Raw genomic sequence first — 16,449 nt, 5'->3', positions numbered from 1 at the left:
AAGGCATGGTGGGGCGCCCTGCGTCCTGCCTGCCGCCTGAAGGGCCACTGCTGCTACGCTGTGGCCCTTTTTGCCATCTTGATTCCCCCGTATCCCCGATGCCCTTGCTGACGCTCACGCATTCCCGTGCCGTGGCCCTGATGGTGGTGGTGACCCTGATGTGGTCCATTGCCGGCGTCGTCACGCGCCACCTGGAGGCGGCGCGCAGCTTCGAGGTCACCTTCTGGCGCAGCCTGTTCACGCTGGCGGCGCTGTTGGTGATACTGCCGCTGCTGCAGGGGCGCGCGGTGTTTGCCGCCATGCGCAAAAGCGGCGTGGCGCTGTGGATCGCCGGCCTGTGCTGGGCCGTGATGTTTACCGCCTTCATGGTCGCCATCCTGCTCATGCCGGTGGCCAATGTGCTGGTGACCATGGCAGTCGCCCCATTGCTCACGGCATTGCTCGCGCGCATCTTCATCGGTCACCACATCGCGCCGCGCACCTGGGCGGCCATTGGCGTGGCAGGCCTGGGCATCGCGTGGATGTATGGTTCAGAGATGGCGGGCCTGCCGCTGGTCGGCACGCTGGTGGCGCTGTGCGTGCCCATCGCCGGTGCCGTGAACTGGACGGTGGTGCAGCATTCCCAGCGCCACGGCCACCGGGTGGACCTGGTGCCTGCCGTGCTGGTCGGCGCGGTGCTCTCGGTGGTGGCCACGCTGCCGCTGGCGCTGCCGTTCCAGGCCTCGGCGCACGACCTCGCGCTGCTGGCGCTGCTGGGCGTGGTGCAACTGGCCATTCCCTGTGTGCTGGCGGTGCGCTGCGGCCAGGTGCTCAAGGCACCCGAGATCGCGCTGCTCAGCCTGCTCGAGGTGATCTTTGGTATTTTGCTGGCATGGATGGGCGCGGGCGAAGAGCCTGGGGCGGCCGTGCTGGCGGGTGGGGCGCTGGTGATCGGCGCACTGGTTTTCAATGAACTGTTGGCTTGGAAGGAACAACAATGACGGAGACGACAACAACGAATGCAACCGCCGCCGCAGCAGCCCCCGAGGTGCTCAGCGAGGTGCGCGGCCAGGTGGGCTTCATCACGCTGAACCGCCCACGTGCGCTCAATGCGCTCTCGCTGGGCATGGTGCGCGACCTCATGGCCATCCTGCTCGCATGGCAGCACGATGACGCCGTGCTGGCCGTGGCCATCCGCGGCAGCAACAAGGAAGGCCCGTTCGGCGCCTTCTGCGCGGGCGGCGACATCCGCTTCCTGCACCAGGCCGGCAGCCAGGGCAACCCGCAGCTCGAAGACTTCTTTACCGAGGAATACGCGCTCAACCACCTGATCCACAACTACGCCAAGCCCTACATTGCGTTCATGGACGGCATCGTCATGGGCGGCGGCATGGGCATCAGCCAGGGCGCCGCACTGCGCCTGGTGACCGAGCGTACCAAGATGGCCATGCCCGAGACGGCCATCGGCCTGTTTCCCGACGTGGGCGGCGGCTACTTCCTCGCACGCTGCCCCGGCAGTGCGGGCGAATGGCTGGCGCTCACGGGCGACACCATCGGCGCCGACCTTGCCATCGCCTGCGGCCTGGCCGACGGCTGTATCCCCGTGGACCAGCAGGCCCCCGTGTGGGAGGCCCTGGGCACGCAGCCGTTTGCCGACGCCGAGGCCGTCAAGGCCTTCGTCGTGGCCCGCCTGCTGCCCAAGAGCCAGCCTGTGGCCGCCGAGTTGGCCCAGGCCGATACCTACTTTGCATTGCCCAGCGTGGGCGAGATCGTGCGTGCGCTCGAAGCCGCCGACACCGACTGGGCCCGCACCACCGCCGCCACGCTGCGCAAGCGCTCGCCGCTGATGCTGCACGTGGTGCTCGAACAGATCCGCCGCGCGCGCGGCATGGGCCTGGCCGACGACCTGCGCATGGAGCGCGACATGGTGCGCCACTGCTTTTACCTGCGTCCGGGCCAGAGCGAAACGGTGGAGGGCATCCGCGCCCTGGCCGTGGACAAGGACCACGCCCCCAAGTGGAACCCCGCGCGCATCGAAGACGTCACGCCCGCCATGGTGGCGCCGTTCTTCGCGAGCCCCTGGCCCGCGCATTCGCACCCCCTGGCGGCGCTTGCCTGACCAGACCTATAGCTGCCGGTACACCGCCGATGCCAGCACCAGCAGTTGCTGGCGCGTGAGCTGGCCGCTGAGCGCGTAGCCAAAGCCCTGGTCCACCCAGTAGAAACCGGGCACCGGGCCCTCGCTGGTGAACTGGAAGGCGGTTTCTCCGGCATCGGGTTTCTTCGATGCGGCGCTTGCCGCACCGGGCCTGCCCGCGGCGATGGCGCCCAGGTATAGCGTGATGCGCTCGCCCTGGGCGTTCTGGTACATGAATTGCGCGCGCGCGCCCGCGTCGCCGGGCAGCAGGCGGCCGCCTACCAACTCATAGCCTTCATCGGCCAGCACCGGCAGCTTGAGCGGCCGGCCCAGGCGTTTTGAGAGCCACTGCACCAAGTGCTCCTGCTGCGCGGCCGGCACCTCCACGGGGTGGCGCACCTCGGGCTGGTACACGGCGTGTGCCACGGCCGCCTGCTGGGCAAAGTGTTGTGCGTTGGGGGTGCTGGCCAGCGCCAGCACAGGCCCTGCCGGGGCCATGCCGGGCCACAGGCTGCGCCCGGTCCAGCCCAGGGCAAACGCCAGCAGCACCGACGCGGCCATGCCGCCCCAGCGCCACCAGCGGTCTTGCCGATCCCTGCGGGCCGAGGTGCGCAGCGCCGCGGCCACCAGCGCCTCGGGCACGGGCTCGGCCAGCAGGCCCTGGTGCAGGGCGCGCAGTTGCTGGCGCTGTTGCTCCCACTGCGCCAGTGTCTCTTCGGCCCCCGCCTGGCCTTCGAGCCGATGCCGCAGTGCGGCGGTCTCCGCAGGCGACAGGCGGCCATCCACCAGCGCGTGCCATGCGGCTTCATCGTCGGCGGATGGGGCGGGGTGGTGGTGTGGGTGCTTTTCCATGGCGGGCTGGCGCGCGGGCTTCCTCATTTGAGGCGGCGCAAGGGAGGAGTTGGCTGGCCGGTGGGGGCATCGGGGTCCGGGTGGTCGGTGGTGGCGGCCGGGGCGGCAGGGGCGCGTTCCATCTGCAGGCGCAGGCGGCTGCGTGCGCGCGACAGGCGCGACATCACCGTGCCCACGGGAATGCCCAGGATGCGGGCCACATCGCCATAGTCCATGTCCTCCAGTGTCACCAGCAGCAGCACGGCGCGCTGCTCGGCGGGCAGGCGCTGCAGGCAGCGCTCCAGGTCCAGGGCATCATCGTGCATGCCATCGCTGCCTCGCAAGCTGTCGCGCAGCCCATCGACATCCAGGTGGGGCGAGGGCGGCTGTGCACGCACCTGGTTGAGGTACAGGTTGTGCATCAGGGTAAACAGCCAGGCGCGCAGGTCGCTGCCCGCGCGCCACAGCAGCCACTTGCTGCAGGCACGCTCCAGCGTGTCCTGCACCAGGTCGTCGGCCGCCCAGGCGTCGCCCGTCAGCACGCGCGCATAGCGGCGCAGCGCGGGCAACTGCTCGACGACCTGGGTGCGGTTCATACCGGAGAGAAGCCCCGATCAGGGTTTGGCGGTACGCCACACCTGGTTGAACCCATCGCCGGTCTTGTCTCCCGGCTTGGTGTCCTTGACCCAGTAGTACAGCGGCTTGCCCTTGTAGGCCAACTGCATCTTGCCATCGTCGCGTGTCACCACGCTGTAGTCGCTGCCGGGGGCCTTGTCGGCCAGCAGCGGCGGCCAGTTGGTGGCGCAGGGGCCGTTGCACACCGATTTGCCGCTGCCCGCGGCGTCGCGGTCGAAGGTATAGAGGGTCATGCCGCCAGCACCGACGAGCACGCCGTCCACGGTCTTCACAGGGCCATCGGCCGCCATGGTGGAGCAGCCGGCAACGGCCAGGAACGCAGCGATGGACAGGGTCTTTTTCATGGTTTCTCCAGGTGGAAGAAGAGGGTTTGCATGCAACGGCCAATGCCGCCTTGCACCTCCACAAACACAGGGGCGCCGTGGTTTATTCCACCGCGCATGAAAAAAATGTGAGCCTGTCTGCCGGGCGTCAGCGGTTCCGACTCTTCATCGCGCGCTCCACCTCGCGCTTGCCTTCGCGGTCCTTGATGGTGTCGCGCTTGTCATGCTCGGCCTTGCCCTTGGCCAGGGCAATCTCGCACTTCACGTAGCCGTTCTTCCAGTGCAGGTTCAGCGGCACCAGCGTGTAGCCCTTTTGCTCCACCTTGATGATCAGGTGCTCGATGTCGTTCTTCTTGAGCAGCAGCTTCTTGGTGCGGATGGCGTCGGGGTTGACGTGGGTCGACGCGGTCTTGAGCGGGTTGATCTGGCAACCGAGTAGGAACAGCTCGCCCTCGCGGATGATCACGTAGCCATCGGTCAGCTGCACCTTGCCCTCGCGCAAGGCCTTCACTTCCCAGCCGTACAGGACCATGCCTGCCTCGTGGCGTTCTTCGAAGAAATAGTTGTAGGCCGCCTTCTTGTTATCGGCAATGCGGGCGGTTGGATCGGGTTTCTTGGCCATGTCTTATTAATTGAGGCGCAAACGAGGAGATAAAAGGCCTCCCTACAATGCTTGGGTCTCGCACCTGTCATTTTAGGGCGTGTCCTTCATCTTCTCGGGCGCATGCCAGTGCGTGCGCCGCGGATCCCGGACCGAACCCTGCCCCTGCATGAAAACCGTCAACAAGTCCGTCCTCATCTGGTACAGCCCCGAAGAAATGTTCGCCCTGGTCACGGGGGTGGAGAAGTACCCCGAGTTCCTGCCCTGGTGCGACAGCGCCACCGTGCTGGAGCGCTCCGAGGAGGGCATGACGGCCGAGGTGGGCATTGCCTTCAGCGGCCTGCACAAGAGCTTTGTCACGCGCAACACGCACGAGGCGGGCCGGCGCGTGCAGATGCACCTGGTCAAGGGCCCGTTCTCGCGGCTCGACGGCGACTGGCACTTCCACCCCGTGGGCGACGGCAGCCAGCGCGCCTGCAAGGTCGAACTCAGCCTGAACTACGGCTTCGACAATGCCGCCCTGGCCGCCCTGGTGGGCCCCGTGTTCGACCGCATCGCGGGCAGCATGGTCGATGCCTTCGTGAAGCGCGCGGAGCAGGTGTATGGCTGATGGCGAGGGTGCAGCCCCTGCGCTGATGCAGATCACCGTGGTGCTCTCGCGGGCGCCGCGGCAGGTAAGCGAATGCACGGTGCAACTGCCCCCGGGCAGCACCTTGGCCGACGCCCTGCAGGCCGCCGGCCCCCTGGCCGCGCAGCGCGAGGGCATGGTCTGCGGCATCTGGGGCCGCGTTCTGCCCGAGACCACCGTGCTCAAGGACCAGGACCGGGTGGAACTCTACCGCGACCTCAAGGTCGACCCCAAGGTGGCGCGGCGCGAACGCTTCGCACGCCAGGGCGCACGCGCCACAGGCCTCTTTGCGCGGCAGCGGCCAGGCGGCAAATCAGGATACTAAATGAAACAAAAACGGCGCCCCAGGCGCCGTTTTTCTGCAACGAAAGGGGGCTTTTCGCCCGGCTCAGCGCTTGCAGTCGGCCGCAATCGCCGCGTTGATGCGCTTGGTCTCGGCCGCACGCTGGGCCTCGTCGAGGAACACGCGTTCGCCCTGGGCATTGGTTTGCCGCAGGGGCGTGCCCGAATCCATCAGCGCCTTGGCTTCGCGCGCACGGGTGCAGTTTTCTGCCTTGGCCTTGGCGATCTTCTCGTCTTCTGCTTTCTTCTTCGCGGCTTCGGCGGCTTCCGCCTCGGCCTTGCGCTTCTCCAGTTCCTTGTCCTTGCCGCTGGCGGCGGCGCTGGCCGGCGCCGCGGGGGCAGCCGCTGCGCCAGGGGCTGCGGCGCTTGCGCCACCGGCTGCTGCGGGGGCGGCTGGCGCAGCCGGCGTGACGACAGGCGTCACGCGCGGGCCACCGAAGCTCGGTTGCTTGAGCATGTTCTTTTCAGGGATGTCCTGCGGCGGCGGGCGGTCGCTGAAGACCTTGCGGCCGTCCTTGTCGATCCACTGCCATTGGGCGGCGGCACCCAGGGCCCAGGTGCAGGCAATGGCCAGCAAAGCAATCTTGTGCAATTTCATATGGAGAAGTTTAGCGGTGCAACAAGTCCGCCGCCAGTGGAGGCGGACGGGCGGGCATGCTGCACCGCCGCACGGACAGGGGGAGGGCGCCAGCAGTGTCACGCGGACGCGGGTACAATCCGTCTTTTGGAGCCTTCTCATGCGCCTTCTTGGAAAAGCGCTCACCTTCGACGATGTGTTGCTGGTGCCAGCGTACTCCCAGGTCCTGCCCAAGGACACGTCCCTCGCGACGAAACTCTCCCGCAACATCCAGCTGAACCTGCCGCTCGTGTCCGCCGCCATGGACACCGTGACCGAGGCGCGCCTGGCCATCGCCATCGCCCAGGAGGGCGGCATCGGCATCGTGCACAAGAACCTCACTGCGCAGGAGCAGGCCGCCCATGTGGCCAAGGTCAAGCGCTATGAGTCCGGCGTGCTGCGCGACCCCGTGGTCATCACCCCCGAGCACACCGTGCTGCAGGTACTGCAACTGTCCGAACAGCTGGGCATCTCGGGCTTCCCCGTGTGCGACGGCGGCAAGGTGGTCGGCATCGTCACCGGCCGCGACCTGCGCTTCGAAACCCGCTACGACGTCAAGATCCACCAGATCATGACCCCGCGCGAGAAGCTGGTCACCGTCAACGAGAAAGACAGCACCACCCCGGCCCAGGCCAAGGCGCTGCTCAACAAGCACAAGCTCGAGCGCATCTTGGTCGTGAACGACGCCTTTGAACTCAAGGGCGTGATCACCGTCAAGGACATCACCAAGCAGACCAGCTTCCCCAACGCCGCACGCGACGCCTCGGGCCGCCTGCGCGTGGGCGCAGCGGTGGGCGTGGGCGAAGGCACCGAAGAGCGTGTCGAAGCCCTGGTCAAGGCCGGTGTGGACGCCATCGTCGTCGACACCGCCCACGGCCACAGCAAGGGCGTGATCGAGCGCGTGCGCTGGGTCAAGCAGAACTACCCGCAGGTCGACGTCATCGGCGGCAACATCGCCACCGGCGCGGCAGCGCTGGCGCTGGTCGAGGCGGGTGCCGACGCCGTCAAGGTCGGCATCGGCCCCGGCTCCATCTGCACCACCCGCATCGTGGCCGGTGTGGGCGTGCCCCAGATCATGGCCATCGACAGCGTGGCCACGGCCCTCAAGGGCACCGGCGTGCCCCTCATCGCTGACGGCGGCATCCGCTACAGCGGCGACATCGCCAAGGCACTGGCTGCTGGCGCCAGCACCGTCATGATGGGCGGCATGTTCGCCGGCACCGAAGAAGCCCCGGGCGAAGTCATCCTGTACCAGGGCCGCAGCTACAAGAGCTACCGCGGCATGGGCAGCATCGGCGCCATGCAGCAGGGCAGCGCCGACCGCTACTTCCAGGAGTCGAGCACCGGCAACCCCAACGCCGACAAGCTCGTGCCCGAAGGCATCGAAGGCCGCGTGCCCTACAAGGGCTCCATGGTCTCCATCGTGTTCCAGATGGCCGGCGGCGTGCGCGCCTCCATGGGCTACTGCGGTTGCGCCACCATCGACGACATGAACAACAAGGCCGAGTTCGTCGAGATCACCACCGCCGGTATCCGCGAAAGCCACGTGCACGACGTGCAGATCACCAAGGAAGCGCCGAACTACCGCGCTGATTGATCGTCGCCGATCCAATCTGGCCTGATTGAAAATATCTGGTCAGAATGATATAGTCTGGTCTGAATTCACCATTCAGGCCAGACTTTTTCTTTTTGGGGGTCCGCGCATCCATGCAGTCCGTCGGCATCTACGAAGCCAAGAGCAGGTTCTCTGCCCTGATCGAGCTGGTCGAGCAGGGTGAAGAAGTGCGCATCACCCGCCACGGCAAAGAGGTGGTGCGCATGCTGCCCGTGCGCCGCCGCCCCGTCATCACCGACGAGCAGATCGCCCGCGAGCTGGGCCAGATCGACGCGCTGCATGCCACCGTACTCCCCGCAGGTGATGTTCCAGACACCCTGCGCCGCAAGGGCCGGAGCGCCGCATGACCGCCTTTGTCCTCGACGCCTCCGTCACCGCCGCCTGGCTGCTGCCCGATGCGGCCAGCGAGCACACCCGCCGCCTGTACACCCTGATCCGCCGCGACGAGGTCGAGCCCCAGGCCCCCAACCTCTGGCAGTGGGAGTGCAGCAACCTCATCAGCAGCGGCGTGCACAGCGGCCGCATACCGCCCGCATCGGTCGAAGGCCTGTGGGGCGTGCTCGAAGCCATACGCCACCGCGTGGAACTGCACGACCTGGCCCCCGCCCAGCACAAGGCCGTGATGGACGTGGCGCTCGACACCGGCCTGCCCACCTTCGACGCCGCCTACCTGTGGCTGGCCCGCTCGCTGCGCCTGCCCCTGGCCACGTTCGACGCCGCGCAGGCCGCCGCCGCCAAGCGCAGCGGCGTACCGCTTCTTGACCTTTCCAGCCTTTAAATAAACACCCCAACCGCCGCCCAACACCATGCAACACCAGAAAATCCTCATCCTCGATTTCGGCTCGCAAGTCACCCAGCTCATCGCCCGCCGCGTGCGCGAAGCCAACGTGTACTGCGAGGTGCACCCCTGCGACGTGACGGACGAATGGGTGCGCGACTACGCCAAGGACGGCTCGCTCAAGGGCATCATCCTCTCCGGCAGCCACGCCAGCGTGTACGAAGACACCACCGACAAGGCGCCCGAAGCCGTGTTCCAACTCGGCCTGCCCGTGCTCGGCATCTGCTACGGCATGCAGACCATGGCCCACCAGCTGGGCGGCAAGGTCGAAGGCGGCCACAAGCGCGAATTCGGCTTTGCAGCCGTGCGCGCCCGCGGCCACACCGCACTGCTCAAGGACATTGCCGACTTCACCACACCTGAAGGCCACGGCATGCTCAACGTCTGGATGAGCCACGGCGACAAGGTCACCGAGCTGCCCCCGGGCTTCAAGCTCATGGCCAGCACCGACAGCTGCCCCATCGCCGGCATGGCCGACGAAGAGCGCCGCTTCTACGCCGTGCAGTTCCATCCCGAAGTCACGCACACCGTGCAGGGCAGGGCGCTGCTCGACCGCTTCGTGCTGGGCATCTGCGGCACCAGCCCCGACTGGGTCATGCGCGACCACATCGCCGAAGCTGTCGAACAGATCCGCGCCCAGGTGGGCGACGAAGAAGTGATCCTCGGCCTCTCCGGCGGCGTCGATTCGTCCGTGGCCGCAGCCCTGATCCACCGCGCCATCGGCGACCAGCTCACCTGCGTGTTCGTCGACCACGGCCTGCTGCGCCTGAACGAAGGCGACATGGTCATGGACATGTTCGTCGGCAAGCTGCACGCCAAGGTCATCCGCGTGGACGCCAGCGACCTGTTCCTCGGCAAGCTCGCCGGCGTGAGCGAACCCGAGCAAAAGCGCAAGATCATCGGCGGCCTGTTCGTCGACGTGTTCAAGGCCGAGGCCGCCAAGCTCAAGGCTGGCAATGCAGGCGCCAAGGGCGCCACCTTCCTGGCCCAGGGCACCATCTACCCCGACGTCATCGAATCCGGCGGCGCCAAGAGCAAGAAGGCCGTCACCATCAAAAGCCACCACAACGTCGGTGGCCTGCCAGAGCAACTGGGCTTGAAGCTCCTGGAGCCCCTGCGCGACCTGTTCAAGGACGAAGTGCGCGAACTCGGCGTGGCCCTGGGCCTGCCGCCCGAAATGGTCTACCGCCACCCCTTCCCCGGCCCCGGCCTGGGCGTGCGCATTCTGGGCGAGGTGAAAAAAGAATATGCCGACCTGCTGCGCCGCGCCGACGCGATCTTCATCGAAGAGCTGCGCAACTTCACCGACGAAGCCACCGGCAAGACTTGGTACGACCTCACCAGCCAGGCCTTCACCGTCTTCCTGCCCGTCAAGAGCGTGGGCGTGATGGGCGACGGCCGCACGTACGACTACGTCGTCGCCCTGCGCGCCGTGCAGACCAGCGACTTCATGACCGCCGACTGGGCCGAGCTGCCGTACGCCCTGCTCAAGAAGGTGTCGGGCCGCATCATCAATGAGGTGCGGGGCATCAACCGGGTGACGTATGACGTGAGCAGCAAGCCGCCGGCGACGATTGAGTGGGAGTGATGCAAGGCCGCCTTGGCGGCCTTGTGTTTGAAGCCAAAGCGCCTCATCAAGCGATGAGGCGCTTTTGTCTATTCAGTGGCCTGCCGGCTTGATCTGGCTATGGCTTCCATCCGAATGGGACACGATAGACAACTGCCGCTGCGCCAAAAACTCGGATGCCGCCTGCCGCTGCTCTTCCGACCTGATGGACCAGACATGCAGGTCCGGGGTAAGCCGCTCAAGACCACCGAATGCCATCAGTCCATTCGCCAGGGCCCTGCCAGAGGGCGAAACCTCCAGATCCAGAAAATCCCGGCCCAGCACATTCACCGGGAACGCATCCCTGACATACGCGCCATCCGTGTTCCACGCGCAGGCGCGAAACCAGCGTGCCACTTTTTCCTCGTCGGCAAACAGCGGGGCCAGCTCGGGGCTCGGCTTGCCTGCGCTCATGCCCGGGCCAAAGTACACGTCCTTCGGGGCGCGTCCGGAATAGCCGAAGCCGTATCTGATGTCGGCGATGCTTGCCAGCGCCTGGGCCGAGGCGGCAAACCAGTCGTGAAGGTTGGCGGGGGCAGAAGACGGCTCGCGGTAGCGGCAGAGGTGGGCATCGTGCTCGCCGGGGTGGGCGCAGTAGATGCCCCAGCCGTCCACGGGGTCGCGGCTTCGGGGGTTGTACCCGGCCTGTACCGAGCGGTTGCGCGATGCCGCAATCGCCTCGATCAGCGCCTCGCGGCCGGCTGGGGCCTTGCGCCATCCAGAACCCTTGCCGCCCACCAGCGCTGGGGTGTTGTGACCGTGGGAGGCGATCTGGTCGATGGCAAAGCGGGCCCAGGCGCGGGCATCCGGTGCGCGCCGGAGGCGAAAGAACACGAAATCGAAGCTCATGGGGTCGCTGACGCCATGCCTTGCAGCCTCTTGCGAATGGCCCGCAGCGCCGACTTTTCCAGCCCCGCATGCGGGCCGCCAAAGGGCTTGATCGTGGCCAGGAACTGGGCCGTGGATTCATCGCCCACGCCCCGCAGGGCGCAGACCACGGTGCAGCGTTCGGCTTCCTTGCGGGCCAGGGGGTAGAGCGCCATCAAGAACGACCGGGCCCGGTCGGCCTGGGCGGGCGTTGGCGGCAGGGAGCCCTTGAACGAGAACATGAGGTTGATGGTGCTGGCCAGCTCCAGGGCTTCTGCCAAATGACCCCCCGGGTCGTCCAGCACATGGGCAAACAGGGAGAAGAGGGCGTCGTTGGCTTCCTGCGTCTTGAGCACTTCCAGCATCGCAAGCACGAATTCGGCGGGTGCCCCGTGCCCTGCTGCTGCCTGCGCCTTCGCCTGCATCCACCCTGCCAGGCCGGGAACGCCGTGCTCTGCATAGGCGCCCGCCACCTCGGCCCAGCGGGCGAAAGGCACGACGTGGCCGCCACCGCGCGGGTAGGGCGTGTGGAGCCACTCCAGCTCGGCAGACAGGCGCTGAAGCTCTGCCTGTAGGCCCGCAGGGCGGCGTGCCGCCGCCGCCAGAATGTGCTCGACCTCCAGTGTCTGGGCTTTGGCTTTCTTGCGCAGGGTGTTGATGTTCACGGTGAAAAAGTGCGCTCCATCGGTGGCGGCAACCTATTCATTATTGCGGGCCGCGTCGGCGTCTGGACCTGTCAATTTTTCGGGTGCACAAGCTTGGTCTTTGGGGTTTTAGGGAAGAGTTGCTGTATTTTTATACAGTATTTGTGCAAAATGGGTGCCGCCTTCACCGGACGTCTGATTGCCATGGCACAGCCCCACGACCTCTACTTTTTTGTCGGCCTTCCCGCCCATCTGGAATGCCGGGCGGTCGGGCTGCTCGGCAGCCTGGGCCTGTCGGCCTTTCCTGAGCGGGGCGCGCCCATGCGAAAGGAAGGCCTGCACATCACCATCGAGAAGATGGGTCGCTTTCTGGACCGCATTCCAACCCGCCAGCTCGATCTTGCGATGGCGGCAGGCAACAGCGTGGTGGCCGAGCCGTTCGACATCTGGCTGGATGCCGTGCAATCGAGCACGCAGCCCAATGGCAAAAGCATGGCGCAGCTGACCGGCCGGGCGGCGGGCCTGCGCGGTATTTGCGATTTCGAGCACTGCCTGGCGCAGGCCATGCGGCGGGTGGGCTTTCACGAGAGCCAGATTCGCAGCAGCTTCAGCCCCCATGTCACGCTGGACTATCGGCATGCGCCCTTTGCCCGGCGTGTGGTTGAACCGTTCGCCTGGCGGGTGTCGGAGTTCATGCTGGTGGACAGCCTGTATGGGCTGAGCGAGCATGTGGTGCTGGGCCGCTGGCCTTTGGTGTCGCGCCAGCAGTCGTTCGATTGGTAGCGGTGGTCGTGGCCTGCGCCGCCTGCCGCGGGGGGCATCATGCCGCGGCCAACCGTTCCTTCGCCAGCTTCGTGCCCTCCGCCAGCGCCTGCAGCTTGCGCCACGCCACATCGCGCCCCATGGGGGCCAGGCCGCAGTTCGTGCAGGGGAACAACCGCTCCTTGGGCACAAACTCCAGCGCGCGGCCAATGGTGTCCGCCACTTCTTCGGGCGTCTCCACCACGTCGCTGGCCACGTCGATCACGCCGACCATCACGTCCTTGCCGGCCAGCAGCTTCATCAGCTCGGGCGGCACGTGGGAGTGGATGCACTCCAGGCTCACCTGGTCGATGCTGCTCTTGGCCAAGGCCGGGAACACCGCTTCGTACTGGCGCCATTCGTCGCCCAGGGTGCTCTTCCAGTCGGTATTGGCCTTGATGCCGTAGCCGTAGCAGATGTGCACTGCGGTCGTGCAGGTCAGGCCCTGCGCCGCGCGTTCGAGTGCCTGCACGCCCCAGTCGGCGGCGTCCTTCATGTAGACGTTGAAGGCGGGCTCGTCGAACTGGATGATGTCCACGCCATCGGCCTGCAGCGCCAGGGCTTCCTGGTTGAGCAGTTCGGCAAAGGCAAACGCCATCTTGACCTTGTCGCCGTAGAAGCGGTCGGCCACGGTGTCGACGATGGTCATGGGGCCGGGCAGGGTGAACTTGAGCTTTTTCTTGGTGTGGGCGCGCGCCAGCTGGGCCTCGAAGGCATGCACGCGGCCCTTCAGGCGCAGGGCCGAGACCACCTGCGGCACCATGGCGTCGTAGCGGTTGTCGCGGATGCCCATCTTCACCTTGTGCTCGAAGTCGATGCCTTCGACCTGTTCGAGGAAGCCGTGCACGAAGTGCTGGCGCGACTGCTCGCCATCGCCCACGATATCGAGGCCCGCGTCTTCCTGGGCCTTGATCCACAGCAGGGTGGCATCGGCCTTGGCCTGGCGCAGTGCATCGCCTTCGGCCATCCACTGGGGCCAGAGCTTGTTGGTTTCTGCCAGCCAGGCGGGCTTGGGCAGGCTGCCGGCGATGGAGGTTTCAAACATCGGAGATTTCCTTTTTTGAAGCAAAGATGGATGGGGTGAGCATATGCCGAGGTAGCAAAGCGCGCCATCGGCCAGTCAGGGCCGGATTAATCATCTTGCCGCCCATTGCTCAAGAACGTTCTTGTACGGCTTGATGAAGTGCTCTTCGGCAAACTTGCCCTGCGTGACCGCCAGCTGGCTGCGTTCTTCGCGGTCGTAGACGATCTGCGTGGACGAGTAATCCTGGTTCTTCAGGCTCGGCTGGTAGATTCTTCCAGCGGCAGAGTTGGCGTTGTAGATCTCGGGGCGGTAGATCTTCTGAAAGGTCTCCATGGTGCTGATGGTGCCAATCAACTCCAGGTTCGTGTAGTCGCCCAGCAGGTCGCCATGGAAGTAAAAGGCCAAGGGCGCCACGCCGTTGGGCGGCATGAAGAAGCGCACCTGCATGCCCATCTTGGCGAAGTACTGGTCGGTGGAAGACAGTTCGTTCTGCTGGTACTCGACACCCAGCACCGGGTGCTGGTTGCCGGTGCGCTGGTAGGTCTTGCTGGTCGAGGCACTGATGCAGATGACGGGCGGCTTGCCAAAGTGCTCCTTGTACAGGCTTGAGTTGGCAAACTGCTGGAACAGCTTGCCATGCAGATCGCCAAAATCATGGGGCATGCCGAATTCAGCGCGGTGGGCGTTGTATTGCGGCAGCACCACGCTGAAGTCGTAGTCGCGCACGTAGGACGAGAAATTGTTCCCCGCGATGCCGTCGATGCGCCTGTTGGTTTTCTTGTCGAGGATGCAGGTTTTCAGGATCTCGATCAGCGGAAACGCCGCATGGCGGGTCTCCGCGCCGATGCTCATCTCGACCGAGATGATCTCCAGTTCGACGGAATAACGGTCGCCTGTCGGGTTGTCCCAATGCGCCAGGTCGTTGAAGCGGTTGTCGATCATCCGCAGCGTATTGCGCAGGTTCTGCTGGCGGCTCGTTCCGCGGGCCAGGTTGGCGAAGTTGGTGGTGATGCGCGTGCTGTCCGATGGCTGGTAGTTTTCGTCGAAACAGATGCTTTTGAGGTGGAAGGCGGGTTCTTGGTGCATGGCGATGGGGTGGGCTGAATGGGGGGGAGTCAAGGCGGTTCATGTCTCAGGCCAGCACCACGTCTTCGGCCTGCAAGGTCCTGGCGTGGCGCGCAAGTGCGATGAGCGGCAATGCCCGCTGCACGGCCAGCCGGGCCCGCGCGATCAGGGCCTCGCCCTGCAGGCGGTGGTCGGTGAAGTCCGGGTCTGTGGCGTAGACGCCCAGGGGCAAGGTGCGCGCCTGAAAAAAGCTGAACAGCGGCCGCAACTGATGGTCGATGACCAGCGCATGGCGCTCGCTGCCGCCCGTGGCCGCCAGCAAGACCGGCTTGTCGACCAGGGCGTCCTGGTGGATGAAGTCGAAAAAATGCTTGAACAGCCCGGTGTAGGCGCCGCGGTACACCGGTGTGGCCACCACCAGCACGTCGGCCTGCTCGACCGCTGCCAGTTCGTGTTCCACCGAGGTGGGCAATTGGGCGCGCCACACCGCGCCGGCCAGTTGCGGTGCGAGCTGGCCCAGCTCCACCAGGCGCTGTTCGCAGGGGAGCGCGTCGGCGATCAGGTCCAGCAGATGCTCTGCCAGAGCCGCCGCCTTGGAGGGGCGTTGCAAGCCGCCGGAAACCGCGACGACGCGCAGGGGATGTGCCATGTTTGCTGTCATGGAAGGGGATGCTAGTGGCGGCGGTTGATGAAGTAAAATGGTTTTATTTCACAAATCCATGAATTTGGATCATGCAAATGTTGGAGCGTATCCACCTCAGCATCGTTCAGCAGGTTGAGAAGCAAGGCTCGCTCACGGCCGCTGCAGGCGTGCTCAACCTCACCCAGTCGGCCCTGAGCCACAGCATGAAGAAGCTGGAGCAGCAGCTGGGCACCGACATCTGGCTGCGCGAAGGCCGCAGCCTGCGCCTGACGCAGGCCGGCCAGTACCTGCTGGCGGTGGCCAACCGCGTGCTGCCGCAGCTGGATCTGGCCGAAGAGCGCCTGGGCCAGTTCGCGCAGGGCGAGCGCGGTGCGCTGCGCATCGGCATGGAGTGCCACCCCTGCTACCAGTGGCTGCTCAAGGTGGTGTCACCCTACCTGGCCGCATGGCCCGATGTGGATGTGGACGTGAAGCAGAAATTCCAGTTCGGCGGTATCGGCGCGCTCTTTGGTTACGAGATCGACCTCCTGGTCACGCCCGACCCGCTGTTCAAGCCGGGGCTCAAGTTCGAGCCCGTGTTCGACTACGAGCAGGTGCTGGTGGTCGCCAAGGGCCATGCTCTGGCCTCGGCGGCCTACGTGAAGCCCCAGCAGCTGACGCAGGAAGTGCTCATCAGCTACCCCGTGGACATCGAGCGCCTGGACATCTACAACCAGTTCCTGCTGCCGGCCGGCGTCACGCCCAAACGCCACAAGGCCATCGAAACCACGGACATCATGCTGCAGATGGTTGCCAGCGGTCGCGGCGTGGCGGCCCTGCCGCGCTGGCTGGTGGAGGAGTACGCGGCCAGGATGGATGTGGTGCCCGTGCGCCTGGGCGCGCGCGGCATCGCCAAGCAGATTTTTCTGGGGGCGCGTGAGGCCGAAACGGCCATCGACTATGTGCGGGCGTTCATCGAATTGGCCCGGCGGCCTGCCGCTGGCATTGCCATGGCACAGGCGGCCAACTGACTCTCGAGGCAACGCAAAACCAAGTCCCTCGCGCGGCGCGCGCCCCGCTTTGGGCGGTCTGCGGCGTTTCAAATGCTCGCCATAGCACTGGCTATGGCTGCGCTTTGCGCCTGGCAGTCCATCTCAAACCAGGGCACGCGCCATCGCGAAGACTTGATTTTGCGTTGCCTTAGCAGGCTGTTGAATTTCATCCCCGTAAAACCTGGCGTTCAAGAGCATCGTTGTAGATACTGACGACTCCCT

Annotated in this window: 20 protein-coding genes; 10 read left to right on the top strand and 10 right to left on the bottom strand. The window is 65.8% G+C overall.

Annotation, left to right across the window (positions count from 1 at the left end):
- Nucleotides 1–98: 98 nt before the first annotated feature.
- Nucleotides 99–980: a DMT family transporter gene (locus AC3WOH_RS32315; RefSeq protein WP_492233429.1), complete on the top strand. Its 882-nt coding sequence runs from the start codon at nt 99–101 to the stop codon at nt 978–980.
- A complete protein-coding gene (locus AC3WOH_RS32310) occupies nt 977–2,098 on the top strand; it encodes an enoyl-CoA hydratase/isomerase family protein (RefSeq protein ID WP_492233428.1) in 1,122 nt (373 codons plus the stop codon). Before AC3WOH_RS32315 ends, AC3WOH_RS32310 begins: the two co-directional genes overlap by 4 nt.
- Before the next feature lie 6 nt (nt 2,099–2,104).
- Here AC3WOH_RS32310 and AC3WOH_RS32305 read toward each other — a convergent pair whose 3' ends face one another.
- The 4 genes from AC3WOH_RS32305 to smpB all read right to left on the bottom strand — a co-directional run bounded on the left by AC3WOH_RS32305 (nt 2,105) and on the right by smpB (nt 4,528).
- Nucleotides 2,105–2,968: an anti-sigma factor family protein gene (locus tag AC3WOH_RS32305; protein WP_492233427.1), complete on the bottom strand. Its 864-nt coding sequence runs from the start codon at nt 2,966–2,968 to the stop codon at nt 2,105–2,107.
- A 23-nt stretch (nt 2,969–2,991) separates the two neighbouring features.
- Complete coding sequence (locus AC3WOH_RS32300) at nt 2,992–3,543, bottom strand: RNA polymerase sigma factor (RefSeq protein WP_492233426.1); 552 nt, start codon at nt 3,541–3,543, stop codon at nt 2,992–2,994.
- Between the two features lie 18 nt (nt 3,544–3,561).
- Nucleotides 3,562–3,927, bottom strand: coding sequence for a COG4315 family predicted lipoprotein (locus AC3WOH_RS32295; RefSeq protein WP_492233425.1), 366 nt, complete (start codon nt 3,925–3,927; stop codon nt 3,562–3,564).
- 127 nt (nt 3,928–4,054) lie between these two features.
- Nucleotides 4,055–4,528, bottom strand: coding sequence for an SsrA-binding protein SmpB (gene smpB / locus AC3WOH_RS32290; RefSeq protein ID WP_184861169.1), 474 nt, complete (start codon nt 4,526–4,528; stop codon nt 4,055–4,057).
- 148 nt (nt 4,529–4,676) lie between these two features.
- On the opposite strand from smpB, the gene AC3WOH_RS32285 reads away from it, so the two are divergent.
- Together AC3WOH_RS32285 and AC3WOH_RS32280 are read left to right on the top strand one after the other, a co-directional pair.
- Nucleotides 4,677–5,117, top strand: coding sequence for a type II toxin-antitoxin system RatA family toxin (locus tag AC3WOH_RS32285; RefSeq protein ID WP_184861167.1), 441 nt, complete (start codon nt 4,677–4,679; stop codon nt 5,115–5,117).
- Entirely contained in the window at nt 5,110–5,460 is a 351-nt protein-coding gene (locus AC3WOH_RS32280; RefSeq protein WP_492233424.1) for an RnfH family protein, read from the top strand. Before AC3WOH_RS32285 ends, AC3WOH_RS32280 begins: the two co-directional genes overlap by 8 nt.
- Before the next feature lie 63 nt (nt 5,461–5,523).
- On the opposite strand, the gene AC3WOH_RS32275 is transcribed toward AC3WOH_RS32280, so the two are convergent.
- Nucleotides 5,524–6,075, bottom strand: coding sequence for a DUF4124 domain-containing protein (locus AC3WOH_RS32275; RefSeq protein ID WP_184861165.1), 552 nt, complete (start codon nt 6,073–6,075; stop codon nt 5,524–5,526).
- Nucleotides 6,076–6,214: 139 nt separating this feature from the next.
- On the opposite strand from AC3WOH_RS32275, the gene guaB reads away from it, so the two are divergent.
- The 4 genes from guaB (at nt 6,215) to guaA (ending at nt 10,134) form a co-directional block, all read left to right on the top strand.
- On the top strand, nt 6,215–7,690 hold the full coding sequence (gene guaB, locus AC3WOH_RS32270; protein WP_492233423.1) for an IMP dehydrogenase: 1,476 nt from the start codon (nt 6,215–6,217) through the stop codon (nt 7,688–7,690).
- A gap of 110 nt (nt 7,691–7,800) precedes the next feature.
- Nucleotides 7,801–8,055, top strand: a complete 255-nt coding sequence (locus tag AC3WOH_RS32265) for a type II toxin-antitoxin system Phd/YefM family antitoxin (protein ID WP_492233422.1) — start codon at nt 7,801–7,803, stop codon at nt 8,053–8,055.
- On the top strand, nt 8,052–8,486 hold the full coding sequence (locus AC3WOH_RS32260; RefSeq protein WP_184861159.1) for a type II toxin-antitoxin system VapC family toxin: 435 nt from the start codon (nt 8,052–8,054) through the stop codon (nt 8,484–8,486). Before AC3WOH_RS32265 ends, AC3WOH_RS32260 begins: the two co-directional genes overlap by 4 nt.
- A 28-nt stretch (nt 8,487–8,514) precedes the next feature.
- Nucleotides 8,515–10,134: a glutamine-hydrolyzing GMP synthase gene (gene guaA, locus AC3WOH_RS32255; protein ID WP_492233421.1), complete on the top strand. Its 1,620-nt coding sequence runs from the start codon at nt 8,515–8,517 to the stop codon at nt 10,132–10,134.
- Between the two features lie 72 nt (nt 10,135–10,206).
- Here the strand turns inward: guaA and AC3WOH_RS32250 are convergent, their stop codons facing one another.
- Both AC3WOH_RS32250 and AC3WOH_RS32245 read right to left on the bottom strand, forming a co-directional pair.
- Complete coding sequence (locus AC3WOH_RS32250; RefSeq protein ID WP_492233420.1) at nt 10,207–11,001, bottom strand: hypothetical protein; 795 nt, start codon at nt 10,999–11,001, stop codon at nt 10,207–10,209.
- Nucleotides 10,998–11,684, bottom strand: coding sequence for a hypothetical protein (locus tag AC3WOH_RS32245; protein ID WP_492233419.1), 687 nt, complete (start codon nt 11,682–11,684; stop codon nt 10,998–11,000). Before AC3WOH_RS32245 ends, AC3WOH_RS32250 begins: the two co-directional genes overlap by 4 nt.
- Nucleotides 11,685–11,867: 183 nt before the next feature.
- Here AC3WOH_RS32245 and AC3WOH_RS32240 point away from each other — a divergent pair, with 183 nt between their 5' ends.
- Nucleotides 11,868–12,446, top strand: a complete 579-nt coding sequence (locus AC3WOH_RS32240) for a 2'-5' RNA ligase family protein (protein ID WP_492233418.1) — start codon at nt 11,868–11,870, stop codon at nt 12,444–12,446.
- A 37-nt stretch (nt 12,447–12,483) separates the two neighbouring features.
- Here the strand turns inward: AC3WOH_RS32240 and AC3WOH_RS32235 are convergent, their stop codons facing one another.
- The 3 genes from AC3WOH_RS32235 to msuE form a co-directional block, all read right to left on the bottom strand.
- Nucleotides 12,484–13,509, bottom strand: coding sequence for a methionine synthase (locus AC3WOH_RS32235; RefSeq protein WP_492233417.1), 1,026 nt, complete (start codon nt 13,507–13,509; stop codon nt 12,484–12,486).
- A gap of 90 nt (nt 13,510–13,599) precedes the next feature.
- Nucleotides 13,600–14,574 (bottom strand): DUF1852 domain-containing protein, encoded by a 975-nt coding sequence (locus tag AC3WOH_RS32230; RefSeq protein ID WP_492233416.1) that lies wholly within the window; start codon nt 14,572–14,574, stop codon nt 13,600–13,602.
- Between the two features lie 46 nt (nt 14,575–14,620).
- Entirely contained in the window at nt 14,621–15,202 is a 582-nt protein-coding gene (gene msuE, locus AC3WOH_RS32225) for an FMN reductase (RefSeq protein WP_492233415.1), read from the bottom strand.
- An 89-nt stretch (nt 15,203–15,291) separates the two neighbouring features.
- On the opposite strand from msuE, the gene AC3WOH_RS32220 reads away from it, so the two are divergent.
- A complete protein-coding gene (locus tag AC3WOH_RS32220) occupies nt 15,292–16,206 on the top strand; it encodes a LysR family transcriptional regulator (RefSeq protein ID WP_492233445.1) in 915 nt (304 codons plus the stop codon).
- Nucleotides 16,207–16,449 lie beyond the last annotated feature (243 nt).

This window comes from Acidovorax sp. FW305-C-20-28 (assembly GCF_058783375.1).
This window is presented reverse-complemented; position numbering and strand designations above follow the sequence as displayed.